This is a genomic window from Rhodococcus sp. NPDC058521 (assembly GCF_042719695.1).
Classification (GTDB): domain Bacteria; phylum Actinomycetota; class Actinomycetes; order Mycobacteriales; family Mycobacteriaceae; genus Rhodococcus_F.
Map to the genome: position 1 here is coordinate 759,531 of NZ_JBHXNL010000001.1, position 17,225 is coordinate 776,755.

18 protein-coding genes and 1 pseudogene are annotated in these 17,225 nt (G+C 64.7%); 15 read left to right on the forward strand and 4 right to left on the reverse strand.

Annotation, left to right across the window (positions count from 1 at the left end):
• Nucleotides 1-37 precede the first annotated feature (37 nt).
• The 5 genes from ACFWO3_RS03630 (at nt 38) to ACFWO3_RS03650 (ending at nt 5,008) form a co-directional block, all read left to right on the forward strand.
• Entirely contained in the window at nt 38-394 is a 357-nt protein-coding gene (locus ACFWO3_RS03630) for a YraN family protein (protein ID WP_378573740.1), read from the forward strand.
• A complete protein-coding gene (locus ACFWO3_RS03635) occupies nt 394-1,902 on the forward strand; it encodes a YifB family Mg chelatase-like AAA ATPase (RefSeq protein WP_378573742.1) in 1,509 nt (502 codons plus the stop codon). Before ACFWO3_RS03630 ends, ACFWO3_RS03635 begins: the two co-directional genes overlap by 1 nt.
• Nucleotides 1,899-3,035: a DNA-processing protein DprA gene (gene dprA, locus ACFWO3_RS03640; protein ID WP_378573744.1), complete on the forward strand. Its 1,137-nt coding sequence runs from the start codon at nt 1,899-1,901 to the stop codon at nt 3,033-3,035. Before ACFWO3_RS03635 ends, dprA begins: the two co-directional genes overlap by 4 nt.
• A 199-nt stretch (nt 3,036-3,234) precedes the next feature.
• The gene (locus ACFWO3_RS03645; protein ID WP_378573746.1) at nt 3,235-4,008 is read left to right on the forward strand and encodes a siderophore-interacting protein; all 774 of its coding nucleotides are present in this window, start codon (nt 3,235-3,237) and stop codon (nt 4,006-4,008) included.
• Between the two features lie 55 nt (nt 4,009-4,063).
• Nucleotides 4,064-5,008 carry a tyrosine recombinase XerC gene (locus tag ACFWO3_RS03650; protein WP_378573748.1) on the forward strand — a complete coding sequence of 315 codons (945 nt, stop codon included), beginning with the start codon at nt 4,064-4,066 and terminating at the stop codon, nt 5,006-5,008.
• On the opposite strand, the gene ACFWO3_RS03655 is transcribed toward ACFWO3_RS03650, so the two are convergent.
• Nucleotides 4,993-5,475: a M23 family metallopeptidase gene (locus tag ACFWO3_RS03655; RefSeq protein ID WP_378574039.1), complete on the reverse strand. Its 483-nt coding sequence runs from the start codon at nt 5,473-5,475 to the stop codon at nt 4,993-4,995. The genes ACFWO3_RS03650 and ACFWO3_RS03655 overlap by 16 nt on opposite strands.
• Before the next feature lie 338 nt (nt 5,476-5,813).
• Between ACFWO3_RS03655 and rpsB the strand changes: the two genes are divergently transcribed.
• From rpsB to ACFWO3_RS03685, 6 genes are all read left to right on the forward strand, one after another.
• Nucleotides 5,814-6,656 (forward strand): 30S ribosomal protein S2, encoded by an 843-nt coding sequence (gene rpsB, locus ACFWO3_RS03660; RefSeq protein ID WP_378573750.1) that lies wholly within the window; start codon nt 5,814-5,816, stop codon nt 6,654-6,656.
• Between the two features lie 136 nt (nt 6,657-6,792).
• A complete protein-coding gene (gene tsf, locus ACFWO3_RS03665) occupies nt 6,793-7,617 on the forward strand; it encodes a translation elongation factor Ts (protein ID WP_378573752.1) in 825 nt (274 codons plus the stop codon).
• A 186-nt stretch (nt 7,618-7,803) separates the two neighbouring features.
• Complete coding sequence (gene pyrH / locus ACFWO3_RS03670; protein WP_378573754.1) at nt 7,804-8,532, forward strand: UMP kinase; 729 nt, start codon at nt 7,804-7,806, stop codon at nt 8,530-8,532.
• 52 nt (nt 8,533-8,584) lie between these two features.
• The gene (frr, locus tag ACFWO3_RS03675; protein ID WP_378573756.1) at nt 8,585-9,142 is read left to right on the forward strand and encodes a ribosome recycling factor; all 558 of its coding nucleotides are present in this window, start codon (nt 8,585-8,587) and stop codon (nt 9,140-9,142) included.
• Between the two features lie 64 nt (nt 9,143-9,206).
• Nucleotides 9,207-10,115, forward strand: coding sequence for a phosphatidate cytidylyltransferase (locus ACFWO3_RS03680; RefSeq protein ID WP_378573758.1), 909 nt, complete (start codon nt 9,207-9,209; stop codon nt 10,113-10,115).
• A 14-nt stretch (nt 10,116-10,129) separates the two neighbouring features.
• Nucleotides 10,130-10,828, forward strand: coding sequence for a class I SAM-dependent methyltransferase (locus ACFWO3_RS03685; RefSeq protein ID WP_378574040.1), 699 nt, complete (start codon nt 10,130-10,132; stop codon nt 10,826-10,828).
• Between the two features lie 6 nt (nt 10,829-10,834).
• Here the strand turns inward: ACFWO3_RS03685 and ACFWO3_RS03690 are convergent, their stop codons facing one another.
• Together ACFWO3_RS03690 and ACFWO3_RS03695 are read right to left on the reverse strand one after the other, a co-directional pair.
• Nucleotides 10,835-11,182, reverse strand: a complete 348-nt coding sequence (locus ACFWO3_RS03690) for a lipopolysaccharide assembly LapA domain-containing protein (protein WP_378573760.1) — start codon at nt 11,180-11,182, stop codon at nt 10,835-10,837.
• 24 nt (nt 11,183-11,206) lie between these two features.
• Nucleotides 11,207-11,939 (reverse strand): annotated as a pseudogene (locus ACFWO3_RS03695) (HpcH/HpaI aldolase/citrate lyase family protein).
• Nucleotides 11,940-12,077: 138 nt separating this feature from the next.
• On the opposite strand from ACFWO3_RS03695, the gene rlmN reads away from it, so the two are divergent.
• Nucleotides 12,078-13,187 (forward strand): 23S rRNA (adenine(2503)-C(2))-methyltransferase RlmN, encoded by a 1,110-nt coding sequence (rlmN, locus tag ACFWO3_RS03700; RefSeq protein ID WP_378573762.1) that lies wholly within the window; start codon nt 12,078-12,080, stop codon nt 13,185-13,187.
• Here the strand turns inward: rlmN and ACFWO3_RS03705 are convergent.
• Nucleotides 13,184-13,456 (reverse strand): DUF2631 domain-containing protein, encoded by a 273-nt coding sequence (locus ACFWO3_RS03705; protein ID WP_378573764.1) that lies wholly within the window; start codon nt 13,454-13,456, stop codon nt 13,184-13,186. The genes rlmN and ACFWO3_RS03705 overlap by 4 nt on opposite strands.
• 120 nt (nt 13,457-13,576) lie before the next feature.
• On the opposite strand from ACFWO3_RS03705, the gene dxr reads away from it, so the two are divergent.
• Genes dxr through ispG form a run of 3 tightly spaced genes read left to right on the forward strand, consistent with a single transcriptional unit; the run spans nt 13,577 to nt 17,160 of the window.
• Entirely contained in the window at nt 13,577-14,734 is a 1,158-nt protein-coding gene (gene dxr / locus ACFWO3_RS03710; protein ID WP_378573766.1) for a 1-deoxy-D-xylulose-5-phosphate reductoisomerase, read from the forward strand.
• Nucleotides 14,735-14,741: 7 nt separating this feature from the next.
• The gene (locus tag ACFWO3_RS03715; protein ID WP_378573768.1) at nt 14,742-15,962 is read left to right on the forward strand and encodes a M50 family metallopeptidase; all 1,221 of its coding nucleotides are present in this window, start codon (nt 14,742-14,744) and stop codon (nt 15,960-15,962) included.
• A 40-nt stretch (nt 15,963-16,002) separates the two neighbouring features.
• On the forward strand, nt 16,003-17,160 hold the full coding sequence (gene ispG / locus ACFWO3_RS03720; protein ID WP_378573770.1) for a flavodoxin-dependent (E)-4-hydroxy-3-methylbut-2-enyl-diphosphate synthase: 1,158 nt from the start codon (nt 16,003-16,005) through the stop codon (nt 17,158-17,160).
• Nucleotides 17,161-17,225 lie beyond the last annotated feature (65 nt).

Below are 17,225 nucleotides of genomic sequence, written 5' to 3' on the forward strand. Positions count from 1 at the left end.
CCGACAGACGAGTCGCGGGGGCTGACGGAGGCCGGCGATGGGGCACAATCTTGCGCTCGGAGCGCACGGGGAGCAGTTGGCGGCCGACTATCTGGCCGGGGCGGGAATGGAGATCGTCGAACGTAATTGGCGTTCACGACACGGTGAGATCGATCTGATCGCGGCCGAGGGCGATTGTCTCGTGTTCGTCGAGGTGAAGACGAGAACGGGGCGAGGATTCGGCTCGCCTGCCGAGGCGGTGACCGTCACCAAACAGCGGCGAATCAGACTGCTGGGACTCGAATGGTTGCGTTCGTCCGGTCGGCATTGGGCACGAGTTCGCTTCGACGTGGTGTCGATCCTCGTCGAAAAGGCGTGTGCACCGCAGATCCAACACATCGAAGGGGCCTTCTGATGGCACTGGGTCGGGCACATTCGGTGGCGGTCTCCGGTGTCGACGGGCAGGTGGTGGAGATCGAGGCAGACATCGGACGCGGCCTCCCAGCGATCCACCTGGTGGGGTTACCCGACACGGCCCTGCAGGAGGCTCGGGATCGAATACGTGCCGCGGTCACCAACTCGGAAGAGGAGTGGCCCGATTCCAAGGTGATACTCGCGCTGTCTCCGGCGACATTGCCGAAAGTCGGGTCCGTCTACGATCTTGCTCTCGTCGCGGCGGTGCTCGATGCGGCGAACAAGGTTCAGCGTGATCGCTTGCGGAAGACCGTCCTGCTCGGTGAACTTGCGCTCGACGGTCGGCTACGCACGGTTCGGGGAGTGCTACCAGCTGTCCTGGCTGCCAAGAGGGCAGGTTGGTCGACCGTGGTCGTACCCGAGGACGCGCTGCTCGAAGCGGGTTTGGTCCGCGATATCGAGATTCTCGGAGCCGCCAACCTCCGTGCTGTGCTCGGCTGGCTCCGCGGCGAGCGTCAGTTGACGTCACCGGAGGTCCCGAGTTCCGCCCCACGAGAGGCATATGCGGATCTCAGCGAGGTTGCCGGGCAATCGGAAGCGCGGTGGGCCATCGAGGTGGCGGCAGCAGGTGCACATCATCTGATGCTCACCGGACCGCCGGGAATCGGTAAGACCATGCTGGCGCAACGGCTTCCAGGTGTTCTACCTGCTCTCAGCGAATCGGAATCCTTGGAGGTCACTGCAATTCACTCTGTGGCAGGCACTCTTCCGCCCGGCCGGCCGCTCATCGACCTGCCTCCGTTCATCGCTCCGCATCACACCGCGACAGTGAGCTCCCTCGTCGGAGGTGGTAGTGGAATGGCCAGGCCCGGTGCGGTGAGCCGTGCCCATCGCGGTGTCCTGTTCCTGGACGAATGCGCCGAGATCGGTACCAAGGTCCTCGAGGCGCTCCGTACGCCGCTCGAAGACGGCGAAGTGAGGATTGCGAGACGTGATGGGGTGGCACGTTATCCGGCCAGATTTCAAATGGTTCTCGCTGCGAATCCATGCCCGTGTGCACCTGCTCGGGAGGCGGATTGTGTATGCGCGCCCACCGCGCGGCGTAAGTATCTGGGGAAACTGTCGGGCCCGCTTCTCGACCGAGTGGACCTGAGGGTGCGGATGCAGTCCGTATCGACCGGGGCGTTGATCGACGAGGTCGGCGAGACCACGGAGGTGGTCCGCGAGCGCGTTGCACGGGCGCGTTCCGCCGCGACCGAACGCTGGCGAGAGTTCGGCTGGATCAGCAACGCCGAAGTTCCAGGCCCTGCACTGAGACAAAGATTTCGTCTCTCCAGGGTGGCTTTGGCGCCCGTCGAGAAGGCGCTGCGACGCGGAGTGATCACCGCCAGAGGGGCGGACAGGGCGTTGCGAGTTGCTTGGACTCTGGGCGATCTTGCCGGCGCGGACATCCCGGGCTCGGATCACGTGACGACGGCGCTGGGATTTCGGGACCGGGGGCTGCAATGACGATGCAACAGGAGATCGACGACCCGCGTTTGCTGGCGTGGGCGTACCTGTCGAAAGTGGTTCAGGGCCCGTGTGCGCCTCTGACGGAGTTGATCGAGAAGGTGGGACCGCAGGAGGCGGCCCGAGCGGTGCGCGAGCGAGATCTGTCGGAGTATCTGGGGGAGCGGACCGTTGCCAGAGCACACGTCGACTCGGCAGTCGAAGATCTGCGGGCGCTCTCGGAGATGGGTGGCCGACTCGTCACTCCCGACGACGACGAATGGCCACGATGGCGCATGCTCGCCTTCGACGGGCTGGGGCATTCCCGCGCAGACGGCCCACCTCTCGCGTTGTGGGTGGTCGGTTCCCGCTCGCTTGGCGAGCTCACCGAGAGGTCGATCTCCGTCGTGGGCACCCGCGCGGCAAGCGGATACGGTGAACACGTCACGGCAGAAATAGCGGGCGACCTTGCGCTCGACGGATGGACGATCGTCTCCGGTGCGGCATTCGGGATCGACGGTGCAGCGCACCGTGCTGCGCTGGGAGTGGGTGGCCTGACCATCGCCGTCCTGGCGTGTGGTGTCGATCGGGCGTACCCCGCCGGGCACGCCCGTCTGCTACGCCAGATTTCGCAGAACGGCCTGGTCGTCAGCGAGTATCCGCCGGGTACGACTCCCGCGAAACACCGCTTCCTCGCACGAAACCGTCTGGTCGCTGCCCTGTCGGACGGCGTGGTGGTTGTCGAAGCCGGGTGGAGAAGTGGTGCGCGGAACACCGCTACCTGGGGTCGGCGGATGAGTCGACCCGTAATGGCGGTGCCCGGGCCGGTCACGTCCGCCTCGTCTGCCGGCTGCAACCGGATGATCCGCGAAGGCGAAGCGCGCTTGGTGGCCAGGGCCGTCGACGTCGTCGAGGAGGCCGGACCGATCGGGCTGGCGGATACCGAGGACGACACGGTGGCGCGAGACACGGATTCCCTCGACGGCAATGCGCTGTTGGTACACGAAGCACTGCCGACACGGGGGTTCCGTTCGGTCCCGGAGGTGTCGGTGGAGTCCGGGGTGCCGATCGCAATCGTGCGATCCATGCTCGCGCAGCTGGAACTCGACGGGTTCGCCGTCCCTTGTCAGGACGGGTGGATGCGATCCCGATGAATGCACCGACATCCGGCCCTCAGGTAACTCTCGAAGACCAGTGGCTGCGCGTCTACGATCCTCGAGATTCTCGGACCGCCGCCCACCTCCGACACAGCACGTCCGACGAACCTGCCGAGATCGGCGCTCGCGAACATTCGGGTACGGTGGTTAGGTAACGCTTACTTGCGTTGGTTGTGGATAGAGAATCGAGGTTGTAATGGCGAAGCCCGCAACGGTGCTGACGGTGGCCCGTACGGAACAATTGACGCCCCACATGATTCGAGTGCACCTCGGTGGTCCAGGATTCGATTCGTTCACACCGAACGAATTCACCGACATGTACGTGAAACTCGTTTTCGGCTCCGGCGACGACGCGGTGGTCCGCACCTACACGATCAGGTCGGTGGACCCGGTGAGGCGGGAGATCGCGATCGATTTCGTCGTGCACGGAGACGTGGGGGTTGCCGGTCCGTGGGCCGCAGCGGCGCAAGCCGGCGACGAGGTCGAGGTTCGCGGCCCCGGTGGGGCTTTCGCGCCCGACCCGGCTGCCGACTGGTACCTGCTCGCGGGAGACGAAACGGCGATTCCCGCCATCTCCGCAGCAGTCGAGCGGCTCGAATCGGATGCCGTCGGGAACGTTCTCATCGAGGTCGGCGGCTCCGAGGACGAGGTTCCGTTGCCCGCCCCGGCAGGCGTGGAGGTGCGGTGGATACATCGAGGGGTGTCCTCGGACCAGGTCGACGAAACCAACTCCGGCGACAACGCGCCGTTGATCGAGGCCGTTCGAAGTCTGCCTTGGCGTGCGGGGCAGCCGCACGTCTTCGTTCACGGTGAGGCACAGGCGGTCATGACAAATGTCCGTCCGTATGTTCGCAAAGAGCGCGGCGTCTCCTCGAAGTCCGCGTCGATTTCGGGATACTGGCGCAAGGGGCGTACAGAGGAGGGATTTCGCGTGTGGAAGTCGGAGTTCGCTGCCGCCGAGCAAGGCTGAACTCGTGCGTGTCCTGCTTGCCTGATGCCGACCGGCAACGAATAATGGTGGCGGTATGAGCAGCGATGGCGCGTCGGCGGTGAAATTGTCGCCGGGTCTGGACGAGGTGCTCGCCGAGTATGCCGAGTATCTGCGTCTGGGCCGGGGCCGGTCGGAACACACGGTTCGCGCCTACCTGGCGGATGTCCGTTCGTTGTTGCGACACTTCGCGTCGGCAGCCCCGGAGGCGAACATCTCGGCGCTCGACCTTGCCGTACTCCGCTCGTGGCTCGCGGCTCAGGCTGCCGCGGGAACGGCGCGGACGACGCTCGCGCGACGCACGTCGTCCGCCCGGAACTTCACCGCGTGGTTGGTCCGCACCAGACGACTCGCCACCGATCCCGGTGCTCGGTTGGTTGCCGCGCGGGCACACCGAACCCTGCCCGCAGTTCTTCGTCGTGAACAAGCAGTGGAGGCGATGGATGCGGCAGAACTCGGTGCAGCCCAAGAAGATCCGATTGCGCTCAGGGATCGGCTGATCGTCGAGCTGCTGTATTCGACGGGGATTCGCGTAGGCGAACTGTGCAGTCTGAACCTGGTGTCGGTCGACAAACATCGGCGTCTGCTTCGCGTGATCGGTAAGGGCGACAAGGAACGGTCCGTTCCGTACGGGCGCCCCGCCGCCGATGCCATCGATGCGTGGCTGCAAGTGGGAAGGCCGCAACTCGTCTCCGAATCATCCGGTACTGCACTGCTTCTCGGTAAGCGCGGGGGACGGCTCGATCAGAGGCAGGCGCGCAGCGTCGTGCACGAGGTGATGTCCGCCGTTCCGGGATCTCCGAATCTCGGCCCGCACGGTCTTCGACACAGCGCGGCGACGCACCTGCTAGAAGGGGGTGCAGATCTTCGTGTGGTCCAGGAATTGCTCGGGCACTCGAGTATGGGGACGACTCAGCTCTACACGCACGTGTCCGTCGAGCGATTGCGTGCAGTGCACGACCAGGCTCACCCGCGGGCCTGATCGAACGAGACGGGTTTGAGGCGTAGGGGAGCGGTACGGACGAGACGGAGTGGATTCAGGTACTCACGATCGCGCCGAACACCCCAATGCAGACAAGCCGCGGCCCGGCAGCCGGGGTGGCCCGCCTCGAGCGTGCCCAGCACCGTCCCGATTCCGACGCGCTGCCCGGGCCGGACGCGGGCGACGACAGGTTCATAGGTGGTGCGCAGACCGCCGTCGTGATCGACGGACACGGTCGGTTTACCCGCAACCTCACCCGCGAACACGACCGTCCCCGCACCTGCCGAGAGCACTGCCTGCTCGGGGCGCCCGGAGAGATCGACGCCGCGGTGCCCCGGAAGCCAGTTGTGCTCCGGTTTGTCGAACGTGCGTACCACTTCGGGCCGGGGATGAAGTGGCCAATCGAACTCGCCACCCGGAACCGCCGAAGCGCCCGGGCTGCCGAGCAGGATCAGTGCCGACAGCATCGGCAGGATCAGAACGAGGCGAGGTTGGTTCACCGCCGTGACAATGCCGGTTCTTCGGCCGTGAAACCGCACGTCGCACCGTATGTGGACGAGCCGCGAGGTTGTCCACAGAGCGGGGAGAGGGGCTTGACAGGGATCGCGGTTATGGGGAGCGCGACGGAGGCCGTACACTGGTCGAGCGGTCTGTGCTCGCACAGTCCGACTTCGCGCGCCCGCGCACGATCTACGGCCTTCGGCTGGTCTCGCACCCAGAGTGCGAGTCCGAAGTCCTGCGGGTGCCAGGGCGGAGCGTCACCGACACTCCGCATGAACCGGCAATGAAAGAGAGATACACAGCCATGGCTGTCGTAACAATGAAGCAGCTGCTCGACAGCGGCACGCACTTCGGTCACCAGACCCGTCGTTGGAACCCGAAGATGAAGCGTTTCATCTTCACCGACCGCAACGGCATCTACATCATCGACCTGCAGCAGACGCTGACGTACATCGACAAGGCGTACGAGTTCGTCAAGGAGACCGTCGCCCACGGCGGCACCATCCTCTTCGTCGGGACCAAGAAGCAGGCGCAGGAGTCCATCGCGGGCGAGGCGACTCGCGTCGGGATGCCCTACGTCAACCAGCGTTGGCTCGGCGGCATGCTCACCAACTTCAGCACCGTCCACAAGCGTCTGCTCCGCCTCAAGGAGCTCGAGGCGATGGAGCAGACCGGTGGCTTCGAGGGTCGCACCAAGAAGGAAATCCTCATGCTCACGCGTGAGATGACCAAGCTGGATCGCACTCTCGGTGGTATCCGCGACATGGCCAAGGTTCCCTCGGCCGTGTGGGTCGTCGACACCAACAAGGAGCACCTGGCAGTTGCCGAGGCTCGCAAGCTGAACATCCCGGTCATCGCGATCCTGGACACCAACTGCGACCCCGACCTCGTCGACTACCCGATTCCGGGCAACGACGATGCCATCCGTTCGGCCGCGCTGCTGACCAAGGTCGTCGCTTCCGCAGTTGCCGAGGGCGTGCAGGCACGTGCCGGGCAGAGCGCCGACAAGGACGCCAAGCCCGAGGCCGGCGCCGGCGAGCCCCTCGCCGAGTGGGAGCAGGAACTGCTGTCGCAGGCCGCCCCCGCTGCAGAGGCTCCGGCAGCCGAGGCTGCCCCGGCCACCGAGGCCCCCTCGACCGAGGCCTGATCCGATGACAACGGCCCTGACCAAGAAAGTCTTTGGTCAGGGCCGTTTCACCGTCTGCTTCACGTACTACCCTGACGTACGTCTCAACAGACACCTCGACGTACGTCCCATTACACAATGAGGAGGCTCGCTCACAATGGCGAACTACACCGCCGCTGACGTCAAGCGGCTCCGCGAGCTCACCGGCTCCGGAATGATGGCATGCAAGAACGCCCTGGCCGAGGCTGATGGCGACTTCGACAAGGCTGTCGAGCAGCTGCGCATCAAGGGTGCCAAGGATGTGGGTAAGCGTGCCGAGCGCACCACCGCCGAGGGCCTGGTCGTCGCCAAGGACGGCGTCCTGCTCGAGATCGACTGCGAGACCGACTTCGTCGCCAAGAACGCGGACTTCCTGAAGCTCGCCGAATCGATCGTGGCGGTTGCCGCGGAGGCGAAGCCTGCCGACGTCGAGGCTCTCAAGGCGCTCGAGCTCGACGGCAAGACCGTCGACGCCGTCGTTCAGGAGCAGTCGGCCAAGATCGGCGAGAAGCTCGTCCTGAGCCGGATCGCCTCCTTCGAGGGCCCGGTGGCCGTGTACCTGCACAAGCGCAGTGCCGACCTGCCGCCGGCCGTCGGCGTTCTCGTCGAGTACAGCGGCGAAGGCGAAGCTGCAGCCGAGGCTGCTCGCGGCGCGGCGATGCAGGTTGCTGCCCTCAAGGCGAAGTACGTCAACCGTGACGAGGTTCCCGAGGACATCGTTGCCAACGAGCGCCACATCGCCGAGGAGACCGCACGGGCGGAAGGCAAGCCCGAGCAGGCGCTGCCGAAGATCATCGAAGGCCGCGTCAACGGCTACTTCAAGGATGTCGTGCTGACCGAGCAGTCCTCGGTGCAGGACTCCAAGAAGTCGGTCAAGGCGATTCTGGACGAGGCCGGGGTCACCGTGAAGCGTTTCGTGCGCTTCGAGGTCGGCGCTTCCTGATCGATTCGTGGGACGTGTGGCCCCGTCGGCGAAGAGTTCGCACTCGAACCGGCGGGGCCAACGTATGCCACCGAACTGTCGTGATGAGGCAGGATCGGAAGTGGATCCGCGGCTGGTGATCGCGGCGGCGACCGGGTTGGTGCCGGTGTAGATCGAACGAGCGTGACCGAAGAACCGAGGAGAACAATGTCCGAAGCAGCCAACGAACGCCCAGGCTTTCGCCGTGTCCTTCTGAAGCTCGGTGGCGAGATGTTCGGTGGCGGCAGGGTCGGTCTGGATCCTGACGTCGTGACGAAGGTGGCCGAACAGATCGCCGGGGTTGCACGTTCCGGTGTGGAGGTCGCCGTGGTCATCGGTGGCGGAAACTTCTTCCGCGGTGCCGAACTGCAGCAGCGCGGTCTCGACCGGGCTCGGTCCGACTACATGGGCATGCTCGGAACCGTGATGAATTCGCTTGCGCTGCAGGACTTCCTGGAGAAGCAGGGGATCGATACCCGGGTCCAGACCGCGATCACCATGGGCCAGGTCGCCGAGCCCTACATCCCGTTGCGTGCCCAGCGGCACCTCGAGAAGGGGCGCGTCGTCATCTTCGGTGCCGGCATGGGCATGCCCTACTTCTCGACCGACACGACGGCTGCCCAGCGTGCGCTCGAGGTCGGTGCCGAGGTCGTACTGATGGCGAAGGGTGTCGACGGCGTCTATTCCGCGGATCCTCGTATCGACCCGGACGCGACGATGTTCGATCAGATCACCCACCGCGAAGTGATCGAGCGTGGGCTTCAGGTTGCCGACGCGACGGCCTTCAGCCTCTGCATGGACAACAAGATGCCGATGATGGTGTTCAATCTGCTCACCGAGGGCAATATCGCCCGCGCGGTGGCCGGTGAGAAGATCGGAACGTTGGTCAAGTCTTGAACCCCCGCCCTGATCTGTACGACGAAGCAGAAACGAACATGGAGGAACTACCGTGATTGATGAAGCTCTCTTCGAAGCGGAAGAGAAGATGGAAAAAGCTGTCACGGTGGCGAAGGACGACCTCGGTTCGATTCGAACGGGGCGCGCGAATCCGGGCATGTTCTCCCGTATCGTCATCGAGTACTACGGGGCGATGACCCCGATCACTCAGCTCGCGAGCATCAACGTGCCCGAGGCGCGCCTTGTCGTCGTGAAGCCGTACGAGCAGGCCCAGCTGGGCGCCATCGAGACGGCAATTCGCAATTCGGACCTCGGGGTCAATCCGACCAACGACGGAAACCTGATTCGCATCTCGGTTCCGCAGCTCACGGAAGAGCGGCGCAGGGAACTGGTCAAGCAGGCCAAGGCGAAGGGCGAGGACGCCAAGGTTGCCGTTCGAAACGTTCGCCGCAAGGCGATGGAGCAGCTTTCTCGCATCCAGAAGGACGGCGACGCGGGTGAGGACGAGGTCGGTCGTGCCGAGAAGGAACTCGACAAGACCACCGCCCGCTACGTCGCGCAGATCGACGAGTTGGTCAAGCACAAGGACGCAGAACTGATGGAGGTGTGAGTATCCGATCGGATGCTCACACACGAGAAGTTCTACATCGACACGAGGGGCGGAACGGGAGACGGTGACCGTGCCAGCAGAACGAGGGACACCCGATGGGGACGCATCGGGCGCGCCGTCGGCGTCGGCAGGGGCTGAACCCGTTGGCGACTCCAAGTCCAAGGCGGGGCGAAACCTTCCGGCCGCAATCGGGGTGGGGCTCGCGCTCGGCGTTTCGTTGATCGTCATCCTGGCGTATGTCCCGCTCGTCTGGATCGGTGTCGTCGCCGTGGCGATGGCGATCGCCACGTGGGAAGTGGCGAAGCGCCTGCGTGAGGCCGACATCCGGGTGCCTCGCGTTCCGCTCCTCGCCGGTGGTCAGGCCATCTTGTGGCTGGGCTGGCCGTTCGGAATTCAGGGGGTGCTGGCGGCCTTCGCCGGCACGGTGCTGGTCTGCATGGTCTGGCGGCTGTTCGACCACGGGTTGAGCGCGACCCCGCGCAACTTCCTTCCCGACACCGCGATCACCACGTTCGTTGCCGCCTGGGTTCCGCTTCTCGCATCCTTCGCGGTGCTGATGGTCTTGCAGGAGGACGGCGCCGGGCGAGTGCTGTGCCTCATGATCGGCGTCGCCTGTTCGGATATCGGCGGTTACGCCGCCGGGGTGCTGTTCGGGAAGCATCCGATGGTGCCGCGAATCAGCCCGAAGAAGTCCTGGGAGGGCTTCGGTGGATCGCTGCTGTTCTGCGTGATCGGAAGCGTCGCCACGGTGACCCTGATCCTCGACGAGAACCCGTTGATCGGGCTCGCGTTGGGTGTAGTGCTCGTCGTCGTCGCCACCCTCGGTGACCTGATCGAATCGCAGATCAAGCGTGAGCTCGGCATCAAGGACATGGGAACCCTTTTGCCGGGACACGGCGGCATCATGGATCGTCTCGATTCGCTTCTGCCGTCGGCGTTCGTCACGTGGCTGATTCTGACGCTCCTGGTGTGAGCGGCGCTGCCGGCATGGCGATTCCGAGCCCGAACATCTGGCACTGGCCGGAGCTGTACGAGATCGAGAACCGCGCTCAGGACGCGGACGGGGCGGTGTACCGCACGCTGTCCGGCCTCGTCGATTGGACGGACGGCGTGGTCGTCGACCTCGGCTGCGGAAGCGGCTTCCATCTTCCGATGTTCGCGCAGTCCGCTTCGTCGGTGATCGGTGTGGAACCCCATCCGCCATTGGTGGCCGCGGCGCGGCGCCGCACCCGGGATGTCGAGCACGTCCGAGTGTCGGAGGGCACGGCCGAGTCGGTACCGGTCGAGGACGGTGTGGCCGACCTGGTGCACGCGCGCACGGCGTACTTCTTCGGACCCGGTTGCGGGGCCGGCATCGCGGAGGCGATGCGAGTGCTGAAACCGGGTGGCGTTCTCGCCGTGGTTGATCTCGATGCAACAGCCGGTGCGTACGGCCGCTGGATGCGCAGGGACTTGCCACAATACGATCCCGCGAGGGTCGAGAAGTTCTTCGAGGCGCAGGGATTCGACCTGGTACGGATCGACACCCGCTGGGAGTTTCCGGACCGTGATGCCCTGCGCGCGGTGCTTGCCATCGAGTTCACCAAGCGGACAGCCGCACATGCATTCGAGCAGACACCCGGCGTCGCACTGGACGTTCGGTATCGACTGCACACCCGGGCGCGACCGACCGGTCTCGTGCTCTGAATCGAGCTACGAGAGCCCGCGTTTGGCGGCACGCCTTATCTGCAGGATGCGGATTCCCCCTGCGAGTGCCATCACGATCGCGCCCGCGATTGCGGCCAACAGGATGGTGACGCCGAGGGGGAGGGTGAAGTCCCACGCGAAAAGATGCAGAGTCGCGCTGTCGAGGTTCTGCAGGATGAAGATCAACAGGACGATCAGGACCAGGATCCCGATCACCAAACCGGTCCAGGTGGCAGCGGCGCGAGTGTGCGCGACCGCGTCGGTGGCGGGAGCGGTGTGCGTCCCCTCGGGCGGGATCTGATCGTGATCGTGATCGGGTTCGAGGGGCGACGAGTCGCCCGGTGTTGTCGACATGACTCGATCTTGGCACCCGGGTGATCATTTCGCCTGTATATGGAACAGCTTCGCAAGTGTGTCGATCTTCTTGGCCTTGGCGAGCCTGGGCAGATCGCTGCCGTCCCGAACACGCGCCGTCGACCCCGAGGTCGGCGATCACCGACCTGGCCCAGCCGGCGTCGGCCGCGGACGGGCTCAGGGCGTGTTGACCGAGCCGGTTTGCGCTGTCGTCATGCAGAGCTTCCCGGTCATCCCCATCGACAACGTCAGTAGTGTCGCGCGGCGCAAGGCCTCGTGGTCCGTGCCGAGCGTGGGTCCGTCGATCGGTGGCGCGATCCGCGCCGCCCTGCTCGCGATGGTGAGGTGTGATCGCGGATACGCCATGGCGAGGGAGAGTCGTCCATGCCGGTGTCGCGCCGAAAGTCGCCGCTGCCGAAGGCGAGTCGGAACGTGGCGTCCGCCGGGCGATCTCGGGTGCTGCCTCGAGTCCGACCGCGGATTCGAGGAGGGCGATCACCCGCGTATCTGCGGGCAGTCGCTCGGCAGTTGCGTCGATCTGCATCCCACTTTCCACTTTCGCGAGCACGACGCCTTCCAAACCGGCCAGGTCGTGTATCGCTTCGAGGTCGAGTATCAGCGCGTCCGCCGATCCGCGGTGAGCTTCCTCGAAGGCCTCGGGTCGTCCTCCGGGCACCAGTTGCCACGACCGCGCGTACTCGGCGGAAACGCGCGATCCCACGGTCTCGTCCAGCTCGACGTCGGTATCGATATCCATGTTCACAATTGCACCGTCCAAGTGATGTACACGACAACAACAATTGTCCGCTGCCTGGCCGACCACTTCTACTTGCGTAACCGATGTTCATTTCGAAATTGGGCCCGATTGGACAGCAGTGGGAGAATGGGCCGCACTATGGCTGTTTCCCTTCCTCTCGTGTTCAACGCGCCCCGCCGCGGCATGCCGCCGCGGCACCTTGCAGACCTCGATGCGGCCGAGCGGCGTGATGCGGTGAAGGAACTGGGACTGCCCGGTTTTCGTGCCGATCAGCTTGCTCGCCAGTACTACGGACGACTCGAGGCCGACGCGGACAAGATGACCGATCTTCCGGCGTCCGTCCGGGAGCAGGTCGGTTCGGCGCTGTTCCCACAATTGCTCACACCGCTCAAGCACCTCGCGTGTGACGGGGGAGAGACCCGCAAGACATTGTGGAAGGCGGGCGACGGAACCCTTCTCGAGAGTGTGCTGATGCGATACCCGGATCGGGCAACGCTGTGCATCTCGAGCCAGGCCGGATGCGGCATGGCCTGCCCGTTCTGTGCCACCGGTCAGGGTGGTCTGCAACGGAACCTGTCGACTGCAGAGATCGTCGACCAGGTACGCGCTGCGGCAGCGGCGTTGCGTGACGGCGAGGTCGACGGTGGACCCGGCCGACTGTCGAATGTCGTGTTCATGGGAATGGGTGAACCGCTCGCGAACTACAAGCGGGTGGTTGCGGCGGTTCGCCGAATCACATCACCTGCTCCGGACGGGCTCGGCTTGTCCCAGCGCTCGGTGACCGTGTCGACAGTCGGCTTGGCGCCGGCGATCCGGAAGCTGGCGGACGAGGGGCTGAACGTCACACTGGCGGTGTCTCTGCACACTCCCGACGACGAATTGCGCGACACCCTCGTGCCGGTCAACAACCGGTGGTCGGTGGAGGAGGTCCTCGAAGCCGCCAGGTACTACGCGGATTCGACCGGTAGACGCGTGTCCATCGAGTACGCGCTGATTCGTGACGTGAACGATCAGCCGTGGCGTGCGGACATGTTGGGGAAGAAGTTGCGGAAGGCGCTGGGTGCGCTCGTCCACGTGAATCTGATTCCGCTGAACCCGACCCCGGGCAGCGAATGGGATGCCAGCCCGAAGCCGGTGGAGAAGGAATTCGTTCGAAGGGTGATCGCACAGGGTGTGTCGTGCACCGTGCGCGACACCCGCGGACAGGAGATCGCCGCTGCCTGTGGGCAGCTCGCAGCGGAGAACTAGCGGGGCTTGCGGCGCATGATGACGTCGCGCACCAGCAGAATCACCATGACAGCGGCGAAGCCGATGAGGTACCAGTCTTCGACACGGCCTTCGTGGTTACCGATGATCATCACGAGCAGGAAGGCTGCGAAGAGCCAACCGAAGAAGCGGAACGTCTTGATGGATTCGCCGCTCCATCCCCACTCGGCAGAGGGGACCTCGGCTGTATCGACATTCGAGACCGCCACGACGGGTTCGCTGGAAACTTTGTCCAACTCGGTATCGGCCACGGTCGATCCTCCTGCTAGTTCGAGTGCTACTGGCTTCATATCGTGGCATACGACCGGCCGTCGTATGTAGTGGGGCCATCCATCAGGGTGCTCTCAGGTGGAATCAGGAACAATGGTCCGGTGCATGGAAACAAGCCCACCCGGATCCTCCTGCTCGGAAGTACCGGTTCGATAGGTACCCAGGCGCTCGAAGTCGTCGCAGGCAACCCGGACGACTTCGTCGTCGTCGGTCTCGCGGCAGGCGGTGGAAACATCGACCTGTTGCGAAAGCAGATTCTCGAGACCGGGGTGGACGCTGTTGCAGTCGCCGATTCCACGGCTGCCGACGCGCTCGATCACCCGGGAGTGCTGACGGGCCCCGAAGCGGCGACCGAACTCGTGCGTACGACCGAGGCGGACGTGGTGCTGAACGCCCTCGTCGGGTCGCTCGGGCTGCCTCCCACGCTTGCCGCGCTGAAGTCGGGTGCCCGTTTGGCACTCGCCAACAAGGAGTCGCTGGTCGCCGGCGGCGCGTTGGTCACCGCTGCCGCAGCACCCGGCCAGATCGTTCCGGTCGATTCGGAGCATTCTGCGTTGGCGCAGTGCCTGCGTGGGGGCTCGGACCGTGAAATCGATCGGCTCGTCCTGACGGCATCCGGTGGACCGTTCCGGGGGTGGACGGCGCAGCAACTCGAGTCGGTCACTCCCGAACAGGCGGGTGCCCATCCGACCTGGTCCATGGGACCGATGAACACCTTGAACTCGGCGAGCTTGGTGAACAAGGGGCTCGAACTCATCGAAACGCACCTGCTGTTCGGTGTGGACTACGACCGAATCGACGTGACGGTGCACCCGCAGTCGATCGTGCACTCGATGGTGACCTTCACCGATGGGTCGACGCTGGCGCAGGCCAGCCCACCCGACATGAGGCTGCCGATCGCACTGGCGTTGGGTTGGCCCGACCGCGTGCCGGGTGCCGCCGCCGCGTGCGACTTCACGAAAGCTTCCACCTGGGAGTTCGAACCTCTCGACTCGGCGGTGTTCCCTGCGGTGGACCTGGCACGGTCTGCGGGGAAGGGCGGGGGATCGCTCACCGCCGTGTACAACGCAGCCAACGAAGTGGCCGCGCAGGCGTTCCTCGACGGAATCGTTCGGTTCCCCGACATCGTCCGCACGGTCGAGGCGGTCCTCGACGACGCGGACGAGTGGTCGTCACCACCCGCTACCGTGGATGATGTTCTCGCCGCCGACGGCTGGGCACGTACACGGGCGCGTCAGCTCGTGAATCAGGAAGGCTAGTAACCGCATGGTGTTCGCGTTGGGCGTTCTGCTTTTCGCCCTGGGTATCGCGCTGTCGATCGCGCTTCACGAAGCCGGCCACATGTGGGTGGCGCAGGCGACGGGCATGAAGGTACGGAGATACTTCATCGGGTTCGGTCCGAAGATCTTCTCCTTCCGCCGCGGTGAGACCGAATACGGACTCAAGGCACTTCCGCTCGGCGGGTTCTGTGACATCGCGGGTATGACTGCAATCGACGAACTCGCACCCGACGAAGAAGACCGCGCGATGTACAAGAAGGCCACGTGGCGTCGCCTCGTGGTGATGTCCGGTGGCATCGCGATGAACTTCCTTCTGGGTCTCGTTTTGATCTACGGGCTTGCGGTGGGCTGGGGTCTTCCGAACCTCGACAGACCCGAGACTGCGGTGGTCGGTTCGTTGGCGTGTGTGTCGCCGACGCAAGGCCCCGGGCCCGACTTCGCACTGTCCGAATGCAGTGGCACAGGTCCGGCCGAACAAGCGGGTATCCGTGCGGGCGACACCATCGTTGCGGTGGACGGCGCCGAAGCGGACACCTTCGCCGAGGTGGCCGAGAAGACACGCAACTCGAGTGGACCGCACGATTTCACAGTCGATCGTGACGGCGAACGGCTCACGCTCACCGTGCCGGTCGAACAGGCGGAACGGTGGGTCCAGGACACACCGGACTCGGAACCACGGATGGACACGGTCGGTGCGATCGGCATCGTCGCCCCGCCGAACGTCGTCGAACACTCGGCTCTGAGTGCTGTGCCGGCGAGCTTCGGATTCGCCGGGGACATGTTCACCATGACCGTCGAACGTTTGATCCAGATGCCAGAGAAGGCGGTGGATCTCTGGCAGGCCGTCACCGGTGGCGAACGTGACCCGGAAACGCCCGTCAGTGTCTACGGAGCCAGCGTGCTCGGTGGCGAGATCGCGGAGCAGGGAATCTGGGAAGCGTTCGTCCTGCTCCTCGCGAGCCTCAACTTCTTCCTGGCCATCTTCAACCTGCTGCCCTTGCTCCCGCTCGACGGTGGGCACATGGCGGTGACCGTGTACGAGCACATCCGAAACTGGTTCCGGAAACTGAAGGGCCTTCCGCGCGGCGCCCCGGTCGACTACATGAAACTTCTGCCCGTGACCTACGTGTTCATCGTCATCGGTGGTGCGTACATGCTGCTGACGCTCACGGCGGACATCGTCAACCCCATCAAGCTCTTCCCGTGATCGTTAGACTCGAATCGAAGCTACGAAAGAAGGCATCCTCGTGACCAGCCCCGTCGGATTGGGTATGCCCGAAGGCCCGGCCGCAACTCTCGCGCCTCGCCGTAAGACTCGACAGCTCCAGGTCGGGTCCGTCGGTGTGGGCAGCGACAGCCCGGTGTCGGTGCAGTCGATGTGTACCACCAAGACCCACGACGTGAACGCCACACTGCAGCAGATCGCCGAACTCACCGCGTCCGGTTGCGACATCGTGCGCGTTGCCTGCCCACGGCAGGAGGACGCCGACGCATTGGCGACCATCGCGAAGAAGAGTCAGATCCCGGTCATCGCGGACATCCACTTCCAGCCGCGCTACATCTTCGCTGCCATCGATGCGGGTTGCGCCGCAGTCCGAGTGAACCCGGGAAACATTCGCGAGTTCGACGGACGGGTCGAAGAGGTGGCCAAGGCCGCCGGTGACGCGAACATCCCCATTCGCATCGGCGTGAACGCGGGATCGTTGGATCCGCGCCTGATGCAGAAGTACGGCAAAGCCACCCCGGAGGCGCTCGTCGAGTCGGCGCTGTGGGAGGCGAGCCTGTTCGAGGAGTTCGGCTTCGGCGACATCAAGATCTCCGTCAAGCACAACGACCCCGTCGTGATGGTGGAGGCCTACAAGCAGCTCGCCGCGCAGTGCGACTACCCGCTACACCTCGGCGTCACAGAGGCGGGGCCGGCCTTCCAGGGAACGATCAAGTCGGCGGTCGCGTTCGGCGCGCTGCTTTCCGAAGGCATCGGCGACACCATTCGCGTGTCGTTGTCGGCACCCCCGGCCGAGGAGATCAAGGTCGGCACCCAGATCCTGCAGTCCCTCAACTTGCGTCCACGCAAGCTCGAGATCGTGTCCTGCCCGTCGTGTGGTCGCGCCCAGGTGGACGTCTACACACTCGCGGACGAGGTCACGGCAGGTCTCGAAGGCATGGAGATCCCGCTGCGGGTTGCGGTCATGGGCTGCGTCGTCAACGGTCCCGGCGAGGCGCGCGATGCCGATCTCGGTGTCGCGTCCGGAAACGGCAAGGGTCAGATCTTCGTGAAGGGCAAGGTCATCAAGACCGTTCCGGAGGCTCAGATCGTCGAGACGTTGATCGAGGAAGCCATGCGAATCGCCGAGGAAATGGAAGGCGAGGATTCTGCCGGTTCCCCCGTGGTCACCGTCAGTTGAGGGTCCCGCACAAAAACTTGCCCACCAGGGCATGGTTCGTGGCAATGTGGTGGCACGACCACTAG

Bases quoted from the DNA above. Each gene is read 5' to 3' on its own strand.
- ACFWO3_RS03630 (WP_378573740.1), top strand. From the start codon at position 38: ATGGGGCACAATCTTGCGCTCGGAGCGCACGGGGAGCAGTTGGCGGCC.
- ACFWO3_RS03635 (WP_378573742.1), top strand. From the start codon at position 394: ATGGCACTGGGTCGGGCACATTCGGTGGCGGTCTCCGGTGTCGACGGG.
- dprA (WP_378573744.1), top strand. From the start codon at position 1,899: ATGACGATGCAACAGGAGATCGACGACCCGCGTTTGCTGGCGTGGGCG.
- ACFWO3_RS03645 (WP_378573746.1), top strand. From the start codon at position 3,235: ATGGCGAAGCCCGCAACGGTGCTGACGGTGGCCCGTACGGAACAATTG.
- ACFWO3_RS03650 (WP_378573748.1), top strand. From the start codon at position 4,064: ATGAGCAGCGATGGCGCGTCGGCGGTGAAATTGTCGCCGGGTCTGGAC.
- ACFWO3_RS03655 (WP_378574039.1), bottom strand. From the start codon at position 5,475: ATGCTGTCGGCACTGATCCTGCTCGGCAGCCCGGGCGCTTCGGCGGTT.
- rpsB (WP_378573750.1), top strand. From the start codon at position 5,814: ATGGCTGTCGTAACAATGAAGCAGCTGCTCGACAGCGGCACGCACTTC.
- tsf (WP_378573752.1), top strand. From the start codon at position 6,793: ATGGCGAACTACACCGCCGCTGACGTCAAGCGGCTCCGCGAGCTCACC.
- pyrH (WP_378573754.1), top strand. From the start codon at position 7,804: ATGTCCGAAGCAGCCAACGAACGCCCAGGCTTTCGCCGTGTCCTTCTG.
- ACFWO3_RS03685 (WP_378574040.1), top strand. From the start codon at position 10,130: ATGGCGATTCCGAGCCCGAACATCTGGCACTGGCCGGAGCTGTACGAG.
- ACFWO3_RS03690 (WP_378573760.1), bottom strand. From the start codon at position 11,182: ATGTCGACAACACCGGGCGACTCGTCGCCCCTCGAACCCGATCACGAT.
- rlmN (WP_378573762.1), top strand. From the start codon at position 12,078: ATGGCTGTTTCCCTTCCTCTCGTGTTCAACGCGCCCCGCCGCGGCATG.
- ACFWO3_RS03715 (WP_378573768.1), top strand. From the start codon at position 14,742: ATGGTGTTCGCGTTGGGCGTTCTGCTTTTCGCCCTGGGTATCGCGCTG.